Origin of the sequence: Paraneptunicella aestuarii (assembly GCF_019900845.1) — a bacterium.
GTDB lineage: Bacteria > Pseudomonadota > Gammaproteobacteria > Enterobacterales > Alteromonadaceae > Paraneptunicella > Paraneptunicella aestuarii.
Genome location: NZ_CP074570.1, coordinates 1681390 through 1697646 on the forward strand (window position 1 = coordinate 1681390; position 16257 = coordinate 1697646).

At 46.0% G+C, this 16257-nt stretch carries 14 protein-coding genes; all 14 read right to left on the minus strand.

Annotated elements, in window-relative coordinates; all coding sequences use genetic code 11:
• Positions 1-798: a 3'(2'),5'-bisphosphate nucleotidase CysQ gene (cysQ, locus tag KIH87_RS07005; protein ID WP_232360820.1), complete on the minus strand. Its 798-nt coding sequence runs from the start codon at positions 796-798 to the stop codon at positions 1-3.
• A complete protein-coding gene (gene cysC / locus KIH87_RS07010) occupies positions 798-1397 on the minus strand; it encodes an adenylyl-sulfate kinase (RefSeq protein ID WP_232360821.1) in 600 nt (199 codons plus the stop codon). Before cysC ends, cysQ begins: the two co-directional genes overlap by 1 nt.
• Positions 1397-2311 carry a sulfate adenylyltransferase subunit CysD gene (gene cysD, locus KIH87_RS07015; RefSeq protein ID WP_232360822.1) on the minus strand — a complete coding sequence of 305 codons (915 nt, stop codon included), beginning with the start codon at positions 2309-2311 and terminating at the stop codon, positions 1397-1399. The genes cysC and cysD overlap by 1 nt, the downstream gene beginning before the upstream one ends.
• Before the next feature lie 105 nt (positions 2312-2416).
• Positions 2417-3637 carry an EAL and HDOD domain-containing protein gene (locus tag KIH87_RS07020; protein WP_232360823.1) on the minus strand — a complete coding sequence of 407 codons (1221 nt, stop codon included), beginning with the start codon at positions 3635-3637 and terminating at the stop codon, positions 2417-2419.
• Positions 3638-3853: 216 nt separating this feature from the next.
• Positions 3854-5341, minus strand: coding sequence for a sodium/proline symporter PutP (gene putP, locus KIH87_RS07025; RefSeq protein WP_232360824.1), 1488 nt, complete (start codon positions 5339-5341; stop codon positions 3854-3856).
• A 289-nt stretch (positions 5342-5630) separates the two neighbouring features.
• Positions 5631-6341: a DUF3379 family protein gene (locus tag KIH87_RS07030; protein ID WP_232360825.1), complete on the minus strand. Its 711-nt coding sequence runs from the start codon at positions 6339-6341 to the stop codon at positions 5631-5633.
• On the minus strand, positions 6334-6891 hold the full coding sequence (locus tag KIH87_RS07035; RefSeq protein WP_232360826.1) for a sigma-70 family RNA polymerase sigma factor: 558 nt from the start codon (positions 6889-6891) through the stop codon (positions 6334-6336). The genes KIH87_RS07030 and KIH87_RS07035 overlap by 8 nt, the downstream gene beginning before the upstream one ends.
• A gap of 159 nt (positions 6892-7050) precedes the next feature.
• The gene (locus tag KIH87_RS07040) at positions 7051-8925 is read right to left on the minus strand and encodes a DUF885 domain-containing protein (RefSeq protein ID WP_408635795.1); all 1875 of its coding nucleotides are present in this window, start codon (positions 8923-8925) and stop codon (positions 7051-7053) included.
• A gap of 12 nt (positions 8926-8937) precedes the next feature.
• Positions 8938-10683, minus strand: a complete 1746-nt coding sequence (locus KIH87_RS07045; protein ID WP_232360827.1) for a BatD family protein — start codon at positions 10681-10683, stop codon at positions 8938-8940.
• Positions 10683-12536, minus strand: coding sequence for a vWA domain-containing protein (locus tag KIH87_RS07050; protein WP_232360828.1), 1854 nt, complete (start codon positions 12534-12536; stop codon positions 10683-10685). The genes KIH87_RS07045 and KIH87_RS07050 overlap by 1 nt, the downstream gene beginning before the upstream one ends.
• The gene (locus KIH87_RS07055) at positions 12536-13531 is read right to left on the minus strand and encodes a vWA domain-containing protein (RefSeq protein ID WP_232360829.1); all 996 of its coding nucleotides are present in this window, start codon (positions 13529-13531) and stop codon (positions 12536-12538) included. Before KIH87_RS07055 ends, KIH87_RS07050 begins: the two co-directional genes overlap by 1 nt.
• Positions 13524-14045: a DUF4381 domain-containing protein gene (locus tag KIH87_RS07060; protein WP_232360830.1), complete on the minus strand. Its 522-nt coding sequence runs from the start codon at positions 14043-14045 to the stop codon at positions 13524-13526. The genes KIH87_RS07055 and KIH87_RS07060 overlap by 8 nt, the downstream gene beginning before the upstream one ends.
• A 1-nt stretch (position 14046) precedes the next feature.
• Positions 14047-15030: a DUF58 domain-containing protein gene (locus KIH87_RS07065; protein ID WP_408635805.1), complete on the minus strand. Its 984-nt coding sequence runs from the start codon at positions 15028-15030 to the stop codon at positions 14047-14049.
• A gap of 40 nt (positions 15031-15070) precedes the next feature.
• Positions 15071-16027: an AAA family ATPase gene (locus KIH87_RS07070; RefSeq protein WP_232361441.1), complete on the minus strand. Its 957-nt coding sequence runs from the start codon at positions 16025-16027 to the stop codon at positions 15071-15073.
• Between the last annotated feature and the right edge of the window lie 230 nt (positions 16028-16257).

The window sequence follows — 16257 nt, forward strand, 5'->3', positions numbered from 1 at the left end:
TTACGCGCTCACTAAAAAATAAGGGTTTAAAATGGATTCTTTCTGGTTGTAAAGCAGTGGCTCGCCGGAATCGACATAAGACGATTCGGCATCGGAGCCTTTATTCAAAATGGTGACTTTACCGCCGGCTGCTCGCACAATGGCGTGTGCCGCTGCGGTATCCCATTCTGATGTGGGGCCAAGTCTTGGATACAAATGTGCTTGCCCTTCCGCTACCAGACATAACTTCAACGAACTGCCCATCGACAGCATTTCTGTTTCGCCGGGAATATTGGCCAAAAACGCTGCAATGTCGGGACTTTGGTGCGAGCGACTTCCAACCACTTTACATACTTCATTGTCGCTACGTACCACGGCCTTGATCGCTTGTTTGCCTTCGGATGTGACTTTATAAGCCCCTTCCGCACTGGCGATATACAAGGTATCCAGAACAGGCGCGTAAACCACACCCATCACAGGCTGACCTTTATCAATCAAGGCGATATTCACGGTGAACTCACCGTTTTTCTTAATGAATTCTTTGGTTCCGTCCAGTGGGTCGACAAGCCAGAACTGTTGCCAGTTTTGTCGTTCTTCCCAAGTGATATCCGCAGACTCTTCTGACAGGATTGGCAGGTCAGAATAGCTTTTCAGCCCTGCAACAATCACTTCATGCGCTGCTAGATCAGCATCAGTTAACGGACTACTGTCAGACTTTTCATAAACGGAGAAATCTTTGTTGTAGATCTCCATAATAGCCTGACCCGCTTGTTTGGCGGTCTGTGCTACTTGTTCCAGTAGTTCAGATGAAAACGTCATTACTTGATATACCCCTTCGCAACAAGTTGGGTATACAGCTGTTCCACAGCCTGTTCAGCTGAAGAACCGTCATACTTTAAGTGAATTTCCGGATTCTCTGGTTGCTCATAAGGTGAGTCGATACCAGTGAAGTCTTTGATATCGCCTTGACGCGCTTTTTGATACAAGCCTTTGGGATCGCGTTTTTCACATTCTTCCAATGGGGTATCAACAAAGATTTCTACAAATTCGCCTGCTTGTAATAAGTTACGACAGTAATCACGGTCGGCTCTAAACGGCGAAATAAACGCAGTAAGCACAATCATACCTGCATCGACGAAGAGCTTCGCGACTTCGCTGATACGGCGGATATTTTCAACGCGATCTTTGCTGCTAAAACCTAAATCGCCGCATAAGCCGTGGCGAATATTGTCGCCATCCAGCAAATAGGTGTAGTGGCTGCGCTCAACCAGCTTTTGCTCAAGCAAATTAGCCAGTGTTGACTTGCCAGAACCGCTTAAACCGGTAAACCAGATCACTAATGGACGTTGCTGCATTGCTTCAGAACGAACTTGTTTATCAACTTTATGTTGATGCCAAACGATGTTTTTGTTTTCCATTAGAAGTAACCCTCCATTTTCTTTTTCTCCATGGAGCCTGATGCATCGTGGTCGATAACACGACCTTGACGCTCAGAGGTTTTGGTTAACAACATTTCCTGAATAACTTCAGGTAAGGTACTGGCGGTAGATTCTACAGCCCCTGTTAGTGGGTAGCAGCCTAGCGTTCTAAAGCGAACCGATTCCATCTTCGGCTCTTCGCCAGGCAACAATGGCATACGGTCGTCATCAATCATAATTTTGATGCCGTCGCGTTCCACAACGGGACGCTCTTTGGAAAGATATAAGCCAGGGATTTCAATATTTTCTGAATAGATATATTGCCAGATATCCAGCTCAGTCCAGTTTGACATGGGGAAAACACGGATGCTTTCGCCTTTGTTAACCTGTGAGTTATAGATGTTCCATAATTCTGGACGCTGGTTTTTTGGATCCCAGCGGTGATGTTGATCACGGAACGAGTAAACCCTTTCTTTAGCGCGAGATTTTTCCTCGTCACGACGAGCGCCACCAAAGGCCGCATCAAACTGATATTTGTCTAATGCCTGCTTTAATGCCTGGGTTTTCATGATGTCAGTGTACTTGCTACTACCGTGAGTGAACGGCGTTATCTTATTACCAGCGCCTTCCGGGTTGGTATAAACAAGTAACTCAAAACCATGCTGTTTAGCCATGCGATCACGGAACTCGATCATTTCTCTGAATTTCCATGTGGTATCCACATGTAATAAAGGGAAGGGGATCTTGCCGGGGGCGAAGGCTTTACGGGCAATGTGTAGTAATACCGAGGAGTCTTTGCCAACCGAGTACAACATAACCGGGTTTTCAAATTCGGCAGCCACTTCACGGAAGATGTGAATGCTTTCCGACTCCAACTGTTTTAAATGAGTAATACTGGGAATATTGGTAGACATCTTGGCCCTAATCTATAACTTTTATGCAAAAGAATTATATGATTATGACCATAACACAAAATATAGAATAAGGATTATGCTTATTGGCTATATAAAATTAGTATTTTATTCAGTGAACTCGGTTCTTTCTATTGCCCATTTAACTGCTTCTAAATGACACTCTGCGGAGAGGTCAAAATCGACACTGATTCTGTCAGCAAGCAAGCAGGCATTTGCCCAGTTAGCAGCCTCAAAGGCTTTACATAATTGCAGGTAGGTTGCTAGCTCACCTTCGCCTTCAATGAGTGGAATTTTGATACTGTCTGACAGGGGCAACTTGTTAAGCAGGTCTTCAAGATTGGTATCCAGCATAGCATCCAGCAAAGATAGCAGCCCAACCAGAAATGCTGTGGCGAAAGCGGGTTTTTGCCCCGGGAGTTTAGCCAGTGACTCACAAAAGCGAGCGCGAACCAAAGACATGGTGGTTAATTCAGCCGGTTTACCCGAGGCAAATTGAGCGGTAAACAGTAGTGAAACAAAGCGACGCAACTCTTGTTGGCCCAGAAATACAATGGCCTGTTTGATATCGGATATTTCATTGCGACGTTTAAAAAAGGAACTTTGAGCGTAGCGCAGTAATTTAAAAGACAGGTTAACATCGCTCTCAAAAGCTCGGGTGATCATGTTTATGTCAGGATCGGGAGAAGCCATTTCAGCCATTAACTCGGCAAGTGCAATATGCGAGGATTCCAGAGAGCGGCTCTGCATGACTTCCGGTTTGCTAAAGAAGAAGCCCTGAAAATAGGCAAATCCCAGTTCTTTAGCGATTTCAAATTCTTCGTGAGTTTCTACTTTTTCAGCCAGTAACCTGATATGCGGGAAGTCTCGAATATCCCGAATAACCTGTTTGATTTCATCCACTGACATTGCAATCCAGTCAATTTTGATGATATCGGTGAAAGGGTAGAAATACCGCCAGGCCGGATCGTGAATGTAGTCATCTAATGCAATTTGGAAGCCATGGGCTTTTAATTCTTTTACCGCAGTTAATAAGCGTTTACCCGGTTGCACTGTTTCCAATACTTCCACAACAACCTGATCGTTAGGCAACATCAGAGGATAACGATTGAGTAACGTGTCTTCAGTGAAGTTGATAAAGGCAAGCTTATTTTGTGTCAGGCTATCTAGCCCAAGATTGAGGTGTAAGCCTTCCAGCATTTTGGATGTGGCTTCATCATCGTCTATGTTTGGGAATACGTTTTCCAGACTGTCTCTGAATAATAATTCGTATGCGTATACGTCCTTGTTAATGTCTAAAATGGGCTGTCTTGCAGTAAAAAAAGCCATTATTTGATACTTCCTATCCTGGGGCTACTCAAAAAACTGTTGTGTATCTGTGCCTGAAACAAGGCTGGTTGAGGCTTACTAATAAAGCATATTTTTCAGAAATTCGCATTGCTTTTTAAAATTTGAATCATAAAAGAATAGCGACTCATCAGCAACGCTACCTCAACCTGTCAATGTACTACCGTAAGTGTAGTGTATGAATCGCATTTTCAAATACTATTTGTGAATTAAAACAGTTACTTTTTCATGGCGTTCAAGGATATCACTGGATGGCGAGGTGGTTATCTTACTTACTATCCATATCATGGCTGATGCTGCAATAAATCCAGGAACCATTTCATACATGAGTGAACTTAAGGATTGTCCATCAATGTTGACAGGGGCGTATATCCAGATCAAAACAACGAATGCACCCGTTATCATGCCTGCAATAGCACCAAGGCGTGTCATATTACTCCAGAACAATGAAAACAATATGACAGGCCCGAAGGCTGAGCCGAATCCTGCCCATGCATTGCTGACAAGGCTTAATATTGAACTGCTGCGGTCGTAGGCTAAGCCAATCGCCACGATAGCCACCAGAGCAACGCAGACACGGCTGATCAATAATAATTCTTTCTGTGTGGCTTCTTTACGTAAAAAACGATGATAAAGATCGCCCGCCAGAGAGCTTGAAGTGACGAGCAATTGCGAGGAAATGGTACTCATTATTGCCGCTAAAATAGCCGCAAGCAGGAAGCCTGTAATAAGCGGATGAAACAGAATTTGGCTGTATACGATAAAGATAGTTTCCGGGTCTGTGAGTTCTATTTTATTCAACGCAACAAAGGCTACGCCCGTTAATCCCACCATTAATGCACCTATGATAGAAACAATCATCCAGCCCATACCGATATTACGTGCAACAGGGACTTCTTTAACAGAGCGGATTGCCATAAAGCGCACAATAATATGAGGTTGACCAAAATAACCCAAGCCCCAGGCCATGCTGGATATGATGGCAAGGATGCTGGTGCCGCTGAGCATGGCCAGTAAATCGGGGTTAATGGCTTCGATCTGATTGAAGGTATTACTAACGCCACCCATGTTTAATATGGCAACGACAGGAACCAGAATAAGGGCGATAAACATGATGCAGCCTTGTACGAAGTCGGTCATGCTCACGGCCATAAAGCCACCAAACATGGTGTAAGCCACTACAACGCCAGTGGTAACGTACAATCCTGTGTAATAGCTCATGCCAAAGGCGCTTTCAAACAACTTACCGCCAGCGACAACGCCTGACGAGGTATAAAGGGTAAAGAACACCACGATAACAATTGCGGAGATAATTCTTAAGGTGTGGCTGCTATCTAAAAAACGGTGCTCAAAGTAGTCGGGAATGGTTAGTGCGTCTGCTAACTCGGTATACACCCTGAGCCTTGGCGCCACCAGTAAATAGTTACAAAACGCACCAATGACTAATCCGATGGCTATCCATGTGCTGGACATGCCTGAAATGTACATGGCGCCGGGCAATCCCATCAACATCCAACCGCTCATATCGGACGCTCCGGCGGACAGGGCGGTAATGGCCGGGCTGACTTTTCTACCTGCCAATAAAAAACCTGCGACATCGGCTTCTGATTGTTGGTAGGAATAAAGGCCGATTGCGAGCATGACCAAAAAATACAGTGCTAAAGAGGCGAGAGTGTATGCATCCATAAGATTTTCTTGCTTTTTTTATGTCTGGACGGAGGTCAGAGTCTAGCGGTCAATGCGGGTTTGAGTAAAGGAGAAATTTGCAAACGCTCAGGATTGAGCGTTTGGCTTGTAACACGAATACCTAAATACCAGTTCCAAACTATCAGTCACCTGTAGAGAATTAGGAGCAAACCCTCAGCCCTGCTTTTCACTTGATGAATCGACGAAGCGGCTGTGGAGCCTACATGGAAGTATCCACGGCGAGTTTGCGATAAATCTCTATGGGTGACTGACAATTAAACACAGCTATTTAGATCGAAAACAGCATTTTGCCTCGTACTTCGTCCATGCTTTGTTCTGTCGGTTTGGCTTTTTCTGCCAGTACGACCACATTCATCTTGCTGGTTTGCCAGGCTCGTCCAAAGTAGTTTTCGTCTTCAAAATGCCCTGTAAAGATTTCGTTGTCTTCCTTGGGGGTAATAAATACGGTGAATTTGTCTGCGCCGTTGCCCAATACCAAATGTAAAGAACGTTGTTTGTCGAACAAGCAATAACTCGCGAAATATACGCGTGAAAACGGTTCTTTGAGTTCGCCACCAAATGACGCCAGCTTGGCATTGACATCAGCCAAAGGCACATTGTCGTCGACCGACAAGGCATAGTCTGCTTCGTGATACATATGACGCAGAGCCACATCGCTTAATTCATAGATGGTGGGCTGTCTGTTAAATAATGTGAAGCTTAAACCAATAACAAAGGCAACAGATGCCGCCAGTGCGATGTGCATTCGATTACGACTACGATCGCGGTTATGGCTTTCTATTGATTGGCGCAAAATGAGCCTATGAGCCAATTCGCTGGGTACAGGCACGTCCAGTGCATTTTCGATGTCACTGTTCATGCTTTTCATTTCGTCCCAAAACTGTTGCTTGGCGGGATCTTGAGTTGCCGCCTCTAATAATGCGGGATCTTTGCTGCCAGGATCAGCATAAACCTGACGGCGAAATTCTAAATCATCCATTCGCTTTCCCCATCATGTTAGAGTCATTTTCGATAGCTTCTTTCAACTGATTTCTCGCCCTAAATAATCTGGTCATTACGGTATTTTTGTTGAGTCCCAGTTGTTCTGATATTTCCTCACCACTAAACCCAAACATGACTTGAAGGATTAATGGTTCTCTGTATTCTTCGTTAAGTGCCGCGATATGACGACGTAATTCTCTATTCTCAATTTTACCTTCCTGAGAGACATCGTTATCCATCAATACCACATCATCCATATCGACCACATCTAATTGCTTGCGTTCAAAGCGGCGTGCATTTTCTCTTCTCAATATTGTGATAAGCCAGGATTTCGCTGCCTTTTCGTCATTGAGTGAATCTAATGATTTCCAAGCGCGCAGAAATGCCTCTTGCACGATATCTTCTGCAATATGTTTGTCTTTCACCAACCAGTAGGCGTACCTGTATAGGTCTGCATGGTAGGTGTGTACGAGCGCTTCATAGCGCTTTTGTTTATCAGCCATGTTTTGAGAGACCGTGCTTTGCTGATTTTGCTTTCGAGAAATCATTTTTTTATTTGATCCGGCTATCTACAAGCTAAGAGTCCAAGCCCATTGTAAACCCCTTTGGAGTTACGACAAGCCCCGGGTTAAGCTGGAGCCTTGCTAAAAAAAAAAGCCGCCAGAATCGATGGTGGCGGCTGTTTTTTTAATTAGGGAAGCCCTTGATTAAGCTTGTTTTAATTGAGCAGCCCATTTGTTCAGCTTTTCTTCTAACAAGTTCAATGGAACCGGGCCATCTTTCAGGATTTCATCGTGGAAACCACGAATATCGAATTTATCACCCAGTTCTTGTTTTAAGCGCTCACGAATTTCGACAATTTTCAGCTTACCAATCATGTAGGCTGTTGCCTGACCAGGCATTGCAACATAGCGCTCAATGGCTTTACGCGCATCTTCTTCCGGGTTGGGTGTATTGTCGATTAGGTATTGGATTGCTTTTTCACGGCTCCACTTTTTAGCGTGAACACCAGTGTCTACAACCAAACGACAAGCACGCCATAGTTCCATGGAAAGGCGACCAAAATCGGAATATGGGTCACGATAGAAGCCCATTTCTTTCGCTAATTGCTCAGTGTATAAACCCCAACCTTCGGTATAAGCAGTAAAGTTAACAAACTTCTGGAATTCAGGAACGCCTTCCAGTTCAGTGGCAATCGCTAATTGCATGTGATGTCCCGGAATACCTTCATGGTAAGCCAGAGCTTCCATTTGGTAGGTCGGCATAGAATTCATGTCGTATAGGTTTGCATAGTACACACCTGGACGTGAACCATCTGGAGCCGGGCGTTGATAGAAAGCTTTACCTGCTGACTGCTCGCGGAATGCTTCAACACGTTTTACGATCATTGGCGCTTTCGGTAACAAACCAAAATAATCTGGCAGCTTGGTACGCATTTCGTCTACTAACGCAGTGGCTTCCGCCATATAACGCTCACGGCCCTCATCGGTGTTTGGATAGTAGAACTGTTTGTCGGTTCTCATGAACTCGAAGAAAGCGGGTAAATCACCTTTAAAGCCCACTTTATCTTTGATGGCCATCATTTCATTGTGAATGCGGTCAACATGCTTTAAGCCCAGGTTATGAACATCATCGGCTGTTAAATCTGTGGTGGTGAACCATTCCAAACGGTTTTTATACCACTTGTCGCCTTCTGGTAAGCGCCAGACGCCATCGCCTTCAGGTGACAAACCAGCATGTTTATCAAGTTCTTTAATCAGTTTTTGATAACCTGGCAATACCGATGCAATCAAGGCGGCTTTGGCATCGCTCAACAACTTGTTGCGTTTCTCATCGCTGATATCCAGTTTGCTGACTTTACCTTTAAAGTCGTCCCAGATAGTAGAGTCCTGCTCTGAGTCATCAAAAGGTTGACCTGTGATGACATTATTAGAAGCCTGAACCATTTGTTCGTAAGACCATTTCGGTGGGAAAATGCCTTTTTCTTCACGAATGCGCAGTTGATCAATAACTTGATCAAATAAATGGTCTACTTTTTGTAGACGGCCTACATAGGCTTCTGCATCGGAAAGGTCGTTAACCTGATGAATGTTGATCAGGAAGCTTGGGACAATGGTATGAAAACCACGGAACTGATGCATGATGTATTCTTGATGACGGAATTCATCATTAGCCAATTGGCGTTTGGTATCTAATTCATAGATGGTTTTACTTAGTAAATCTTGTTCTGTCAGCTTGCTGGTATCGAAAGCTGCCAGTGTTTCCAAGCGTTGTTGCAAGCGAGCAACGTATTCGTCTGCACGTTCTTCGGTGATTTCATCCCATTTATCGTAATCCCATTTAATGCCCAAATACGATTGGTATAAAGGCGATTCTTTAAGATCTTCCTGAAATGCGTCTGCAAAGAACTTGGCTAAGCGCTCTGATTCAGTCATCGGCTTTTCAGCTTCTGCACTAACAGTCTGCTCAGTTTGAGGTTTTGCTGCTTGGGTGGTGGTCGATTCTGGCTCTGCAGCTTTTTGACAACCCGCTAACCAGAGTGCCGACAGAGTGGCAACAACAAGTGGTTTTAATTTCATCATTAGACTTACCTTTTACTGCGTGTTCGGATAAAGAGGGTGTAACTGTGTACCCTTGATTACCGGTTTATCCCGGCTTTGTTTCCGTAATGTTATTAGTAGATCCTTCAATGCAGAGAACAACTCATTGCTGTTTGTTGACTGGTGGTTACTACCTCCAAAACGATTACCAAACAGCGTGTCCAATAGGGCTTTTAATTCACCGTTTTGCAGTTGTTCAACGCTTTTCGCTAATGATTGTTGTGGATTTCTGCATATTTCTGCAAGCCAGGGTTGCAAATAATTTGTAAGATTTTGCGCATCCTGCTGTTGAACAACCTGCTGTAATTGTTGCCACAGTTGTTTTTCCGTGTAATTGCCATGTGTTTCACTGGTCGTGACTAGAGCCTGCTTTTTCCGGCTACTTAACCACCAGAACATCAGTGTGGCTAACCATAGCACCAGTAAAATCCAACTGCTTATTGACCACCATTGAGGAGCGATGGGGGCGGATGTTAATGGCGCTTGAGCCAATGGTAGTTGGGGCGCTTGCTGTTGTGCCACGGTTGCTGGATCTGGTGCTTGAATCGGTGCTGGTGTTGTTGTGGTTTGAGCCGCTTTTACCGTTAAACGCTTTTCCGGCAAGGTAGCAAATTCAGTTTTGCCAGTAACCACATTAAACCAGGGAACGCTCACCGCAGGGATAATCAGTACACCGGCCTCATTTGGAATAATCGCGGTGCTTTCGTTACGCTGTGCGACAAAGGTGCCATTGCGCTGAACTGTGGTGGTTTCTGCCTGATCCGGGTAAGTCTTCACTTGTTCTGGATAGTCACCACCGATTTCTGGTAGCTGAGCTTCAACCACACCTAGTGCAGTCAGGGTGATGGTTCGTGTGACAGGTTCACCAACGGTTAGCTCGCCTTGCAAGCCTTGCCACTCGTCGTGGATTTCAACGTGTTCGCTGGGTAACCAGTGATGTTTGAAATCAGTAGGAATAGGGCGCACTTTCAAGAAGATGTTCTTGCCCACTTTGTTGATGGTGCGAGTACGGTTAAAGAAACCGAAGGAGCGGCGGCTGTTGTCTAATACTTCACCTTCAAAATAGGGAGCTTGAATGGTAAATTCGCCACTTTTCTGAGGAATAATCGAGAATGTCCTTTCAATTATGCGATAACGACGGCCATTGATAATCTCTGAATATTCCTTGTCTTCACCAACCTGTTCAATTTCCCCATCTTGCATGCTAGGCGCTGACAGGCTGCCGCGCTGCAAATCCATGGCAATATGCAGTTTCACTGTGTAGCGTACCTGCTGTTGCAAATACACTTCTTCCAAATCGACTTCGGTCGTCAGATAGACATCTTGCCCTTGTGCCGCTTTACTTTGCGAAACCGGTAACACTTCGAGTCTGACAGGCTGACTGCTTTGACCTTCAATGGTGAAGGAAGGAATGGTATAGATACCTGGTTGACGAGGAATTAACACCGTCGACCAGCGCGTGGTTCTGCTGGTATCAAAATTGATGATTTGTGTTTGATGGCTGGTGGAAGTGCGACCAACCACAAAGTCTTTCAACAGTGGTGAAGTGTCTAGTGCATCTGCGTCAACGCTATCATTAGCGATGATCTCCAACACAAAGGATTCATCCACCATCACCGGGTTGCGGTCGACGGTTGCGGTGACTTGCGTGACATCCGCATATACATAAAGGGGAGCCGTGAACAAAACGGCTAACCATAGCATGCATTGCATTGCTGTTTTTCCGATTTGCTTATTCATTACCAGTTCCTCGTTGCTTGACTTGGTAAACGCTGTCTTTTACGTCGTTCTTGTTCTAATAGCATTTTGCGCTTTAACAGATAAGCCGGATCATCAGGCACCTTACGTAGCAAGGTTTGCATTTTCTGTTGTTGCTCCTTTTGTTCATCAGTTAACTCTTCCTGCTGCATTTCAGCTTGCTGCTCTTGTTCCTTCTCTGATTCTTCTTGTTCGGATTGTTCTTGTTCCGATTTCTGCTCTTGCTGTTCCTGTTGCTCTTTTTCCTGTTCAGACTGGTTTTGCTGATCTTGTTCTTGCTGTTGATCGCTATTTTGCTGGTCTGAATTTTCTGAATCGGACTGCTGCTGGTCTTGCTGCTCTTGATCTTGTTGCTGCTGAGAACTATCGGACTGATCCTGATTTTGAGACTGCTCCTGCTTGTCTTGTTGTTCTTGATTGTCCTGGTTTTGCTGATCTTGCTGGTTCTGTTGTTCCTGCTGTTGTTGCATTTGTTCCAGCAATTCCTTGTTTATTTTTGCGTCCTCATGATTCGGATCCTGCTGCAATGCCTTTTTATAGGCTTCAATGGCTTGCTCCAGATCGCCCGCCTTCGCCAAGGCATTACCCAGATTGTAATTGGATTCAGCGGTATCCAATTGCGAGAAGGCTTCAATGGCTTGCTCATAATCGCCATTACGATAGGCAGCGCTGCCTTTCCACATAGGGTCATCAAACTGAGCGCTGGCGTCGGCGTAGTTTTCTTTATTGAAGGATTGCATGCCTTGTTGATCGGGTCGTTGCCACAGATCACTCCACCAATCCGCTTTGGCTTGCGGTGGCGCTAGTGGCAGCATAACGCACAAGAGCACGGCTAAGATTCCGCGTCTAAATGCATAGGCGGCAAAAGGAAGAATAAACAAGATAAGATAAGGCCCCATTTCCTTCCACTGGTCGCCAAAGTTGCCTTCACTGCCTTCGTTTTGTTCAACATTCCTTTCCATTAGCTCTTGTTCAATCAGGTATTCGATATCCTGATCGGTGGGCTGCATGTCGATGTAACGGCCTTTGCCTTTTCTTGCTAGTAACTTCAGTGGGCTGCTTTCGAACTGAGGAATGACAATAGCACCACGTGAGTCTTTCATTAATTCATTGTTTGGCAATTTGATTGGCGCACCTTCTTCCGTGCCGATGCCCAAAATCGACAAGCGATAGTCATGCTTGGCAATCATTTGAGTGATAGGTGCTACTTGCGTAATGTCTACGCCGTCGGTTATCCAGAATATCTCGCCTTTTTTGTAGCCTGCGCTGTCGAGCAATTTAATGGCTTCTTCCATGGCATACTGCGGCTCACTGCCGGGCGTTGGCATGATTTCCGGAGCAAGGCTTGGGATCAAGGCTGTCAGGTTTTGAATGTCACTGGAAAGCGGGCTGATCACGAAGGCATCACCTGCGTAGGCAATCAGACCAATTTCACCTTCACCGGCTTGTTTAACCAAATCAATCGCTTTGAATTTGGCTCGACTTAGGCGATTGGGTGTGATGTCAGTGGCTCGCATCGACATGGACATATCCATGACAACCACTTTGCCGGTATGTAATTGATACACCGGTTGCGGTAAACGCTCCCAGGTTGGCCCTGCCAAAGCGATAGAGGCGAGTACCCACCCAAAACCTAACAGAAACAATGGCGGGCGTTGTGTTTTGCCACCTTTGACACTGATCAGATGCTGATACAGGTGGCTTGCGATAACCCCTTGCCATCCGGATTGTTGTTTTTGAATGTACTTTAAGCCCATTACCAATAGCAGCAATGGCACAATGGCGAGCAGCCACATGGGTCTGATAAAGTGAAAATCTTGCAATTCTACTAACATCAGGATTTCAACTTCTGGCTAATCATGGTTAGAAATGGCGTGCAGGCAAGCAAGAGTGACAGGCACAATGCCAATGCCAGCGGATAATAAAACAAGGCTTGTAGCGGGCGCATTTGTCGAGTGTCGCGTTCAACTGGCTCTAACTCGTCCAGCGTGGCGTAGATTTCCTGTAACGATTCTGTATCCCTGGCTCGGAAGTATTTACCTCCAGTGCTTTGCGCGATGCCTTGCAACATATCTTCGTCCAGTTCTTGAGAAGGGTTAATTCGACGTGTACCGAACAGGCTGCGCATGAGCATTTGGTCGGCACCGACACCAATGGTGTAAACCGTAATCTTCTCTGAAATCGCCAGTTCTTTTGCTTGTTCCGGCGTAATATTACCAGCGGTGTTTTGTCCGTCGGTTAAGAGGATCAGCACGCGGTTGGAATCCTCTTTTTGCTGGAATCGTTTTACCGCCAAACCAATAGCGTCGCCGATGGCAGTTTGCTCACCGACCAGCTCTATCACGGCTTCATTCAGAAATTGCTCAACTGTGTCTCTGTCGTAGGTGAGAGGCGTTTGCAAGTAAGCGGTATCGGCAAACAGGATTAAGCCTAGACGGTCGCCGACACGGCGTTGAATAAAGTCTTTCATAACGTGCTTGATCATGACTAGACGATCAACTTGCTGACCATTTACTTCCATGTCTTCCATTTTCATACTGCCGGATAAATCCACCGCTAACATCAGGTCTCGACCTTCGGCGGGAATGCTTACTGGTTCACCTAACCATTGTGGACGAGCTGCGGCTGTGACTAAAGCGATCCAGGCTAGAGTGGCGATCAATAAGCGCCATTTGCTGGTGCCGGTTTTTCCGGTGGAAACTGCAATACCGCTGGTGAGCTTGGGGACTTTCAATGCTGCGAATTGCCCTTGCTTCTTTTCGGGGATTAAGCGGAACAGAATGGGTAAGGGAAGGGCGGCAAACGCCCACAACCAGGCAAACTCAAACATGCTTTACCTCTCTCTTTGCTTCCCTCTTTACTGCCAGGCCAGCTTTTGCTGAGCGAGATGGTTTAAAGTTGTTTAACCAAGACATTGCGGAACTTCTGATTTGTTCAAAATCCACCTGTTCGGCATTGGCTTGATACAAGCTGTGCTGCCAAGGGGTCATAGTTTCAATAAATGGCTCGCGTTTCTTTTCTGGCAGTTGAGCCGCAAGAAACTGAAGCCATTGTTCACCATATTGTTTCGCGACTTGTTCCTGAGGGAAGTAACTAATACATAGGCGCTTTAGTAGCTCATTCAGTTGGGCTGGCCAGTCGGATTGTGAACTATCTAATTGAGATAGAAGGACTTTGGTGTCGCGCTTGGCTTGCATAAAAAAGCGATAATTACGCCACCAGCGAACTAATAGAAAAACGCCAAGTAAACTCAGAACAAGCAATATCCACCAGCCATACGCGGGTGGCCAGGCACTGACTTGTTCCGGCAGATGGATATCTTTTAATTGGTCTAATGGATTCAAATCAGCTTCTCCCTGTGCGTCTGGTTTGCCCGTTGAGTTGTTGTTCCAGAGGCAATGCGGCGCTGATTTCCATATGTTGAACCATGCATTTTTGCAAACTGGTGCGAATGTAATCGCTCATTTGTGCATGTGCGCTGGCATATTGTTGCGCGGTTTTTTCTTCGCCCAAAGTAATGGTTTGCGAGTTAAAGCCATCGGTGAGCGAGACATTATGTGGTACAGATACTTTGGGCAATTCGTGTTCAAAAGGGTCTGTGACTTGATAGGCGACCAGTTCACAGTGTCGTGCGATACGGGAGATGTGTTGAGTTGCAATATCATCCAGATGCATAAAATCACTGATTAAAAATACCAGGCTGCCAGGGCGAGCCAAACGGCGTAAGCGAGCGCAGGCGTCGCTAAAATAGCCGGGGTTAGTTTGATGGATAGCGTGTGGAGCTTTTTGCGGTTCTTTTTTTTGCGCCTGATGCATATCCACGATACCGCTGAGTAAGGCCAGAACGGCTTTTTGTCGCGTTAGTGGTTTGAACTCATGGTGTTCATGCTCGTTGAACAGTAAGCCGCCAACTCTATCGCCTCGCTTCGCTGCCGACCAGGCAATCAGTGATGCGAGGTGCGCTGTTTGCACTGATTTGAATAGAAGTTGAGTGCCGAAATACATGCTGGAAGAGAAATCCGCCAAAATGAACACCGGGCGCTCTCGTTCTTCACGATACAGCTTGGTGTGGGTTTTCCCGGTGCGAGCGGTGACTCGCCAATCAATGGCGCGAATATCGTCGCCGGGTTGATAATGACGAGCTTCGTCGAACTCCATACCGCGACCTTTGGTTTTGGTCACGTAGCTGCCCGCCAACTTTGCCTGAATAGTGCGGCGAGGGTTGAGGTCGATAAGCGCTGTTTTACTGCGATATTGCAGTAACTCTTTTATGTTGAGGTTGCAGCCATCGCTGAAATGCGTCTGCAACCATTGCTGTGCGTCTAGCATTGCCAATTTGTCGTTCATCATGAAAACGTTGTGAAAAACCTTATGGCACTGGGACCAGTTGTAAAATGCGATCCAGAATTTGATCCGGAGTCATGCCTTCTGCTTCGGCTTCGTAAGTACACAGTACACGGTGGCGCATACAGTTGTGGAAGACGGCCTGAATATCATCGGGGCCAACAAAATCTCTACCTGCTAACCAGGCATGGGCGCGAGCGCACTTGTCCAGTGCGATAGTGGCACGAGGGCTGGCACCGAATTCAATCCAGTTGGCCAGTTTGTCGTCATAACGTTGTGGTTGACGGGTGGCTATGATCAATTGCACCAAATACTGTTCCAGTGGTTCGGCAAGATGCATTTCCAGAATGGATTTACGAGCAGCAAAAATCGTATCTTGAGTAATAGGTGTAGGCTTTGCCACCTGATTGCTAATGGCTTCGCCACGAGTTAAACGTAGAATTTCCAATTCTGTAGCCGCTCCCGGATAGTCGATGTTCAAATGCATCAGGAAACGGTCAAGCTGAGCTTCAGGCAACGGGTAAGTACCTTCCTGTTCAATGGGGTTTTGGGTGGCCATAACCAAAAACAGTTCGGGCAGTTTGTAGGTTTTGTTACCTACAGTAATTTGACGTTCTGCCATGGCTTCCAATAGCGCCGATTGCACTTTGGCTGGAGCACGGTTGATTTCGTCGGCAAGTACCAGGTTGTGGAACAACGGCCCTTGCTGGAAGACAAACTGCCCGGTTTCAGGACGATAAATATCCGTGCCAGTTAAGTCGGCGGGTAGAAGATCCGGGGTAAATTGAACCCGGTGAAAATCACCTTCGACACCGTTTGCCAGCGCATTAACGGCGCGGGTTTTAGCAAGTCCGGGTGGGCCTTCAACCAAAAGGTGGCCATCCGCCAACAGGGCAATAAGGATATTCTTGGTAAAATCGTGTTGACCAATAACTTGAGAATCAAGGTACTGTTTTAAATGATTAAATGCATCTACAACCATGACGTACTGTCGTTTCCTGTTATGTTTGCCTAGGGCACGCCCTAATAGTTCTAATACCGACACTTTATGCGCCGATGTCGGTGTTGCCGAGCCATATCCTGTAACAAATGGTGTGAGGGTTAGTAAATTCCTCTTGCTATCTCGGGGAGGAGTGATTATTTTCCGCCCACCGAGCCAGAGATATTGCTCTTGCTAAAATTCCATGCAGATGCTGCATGTTGTGACTTAAC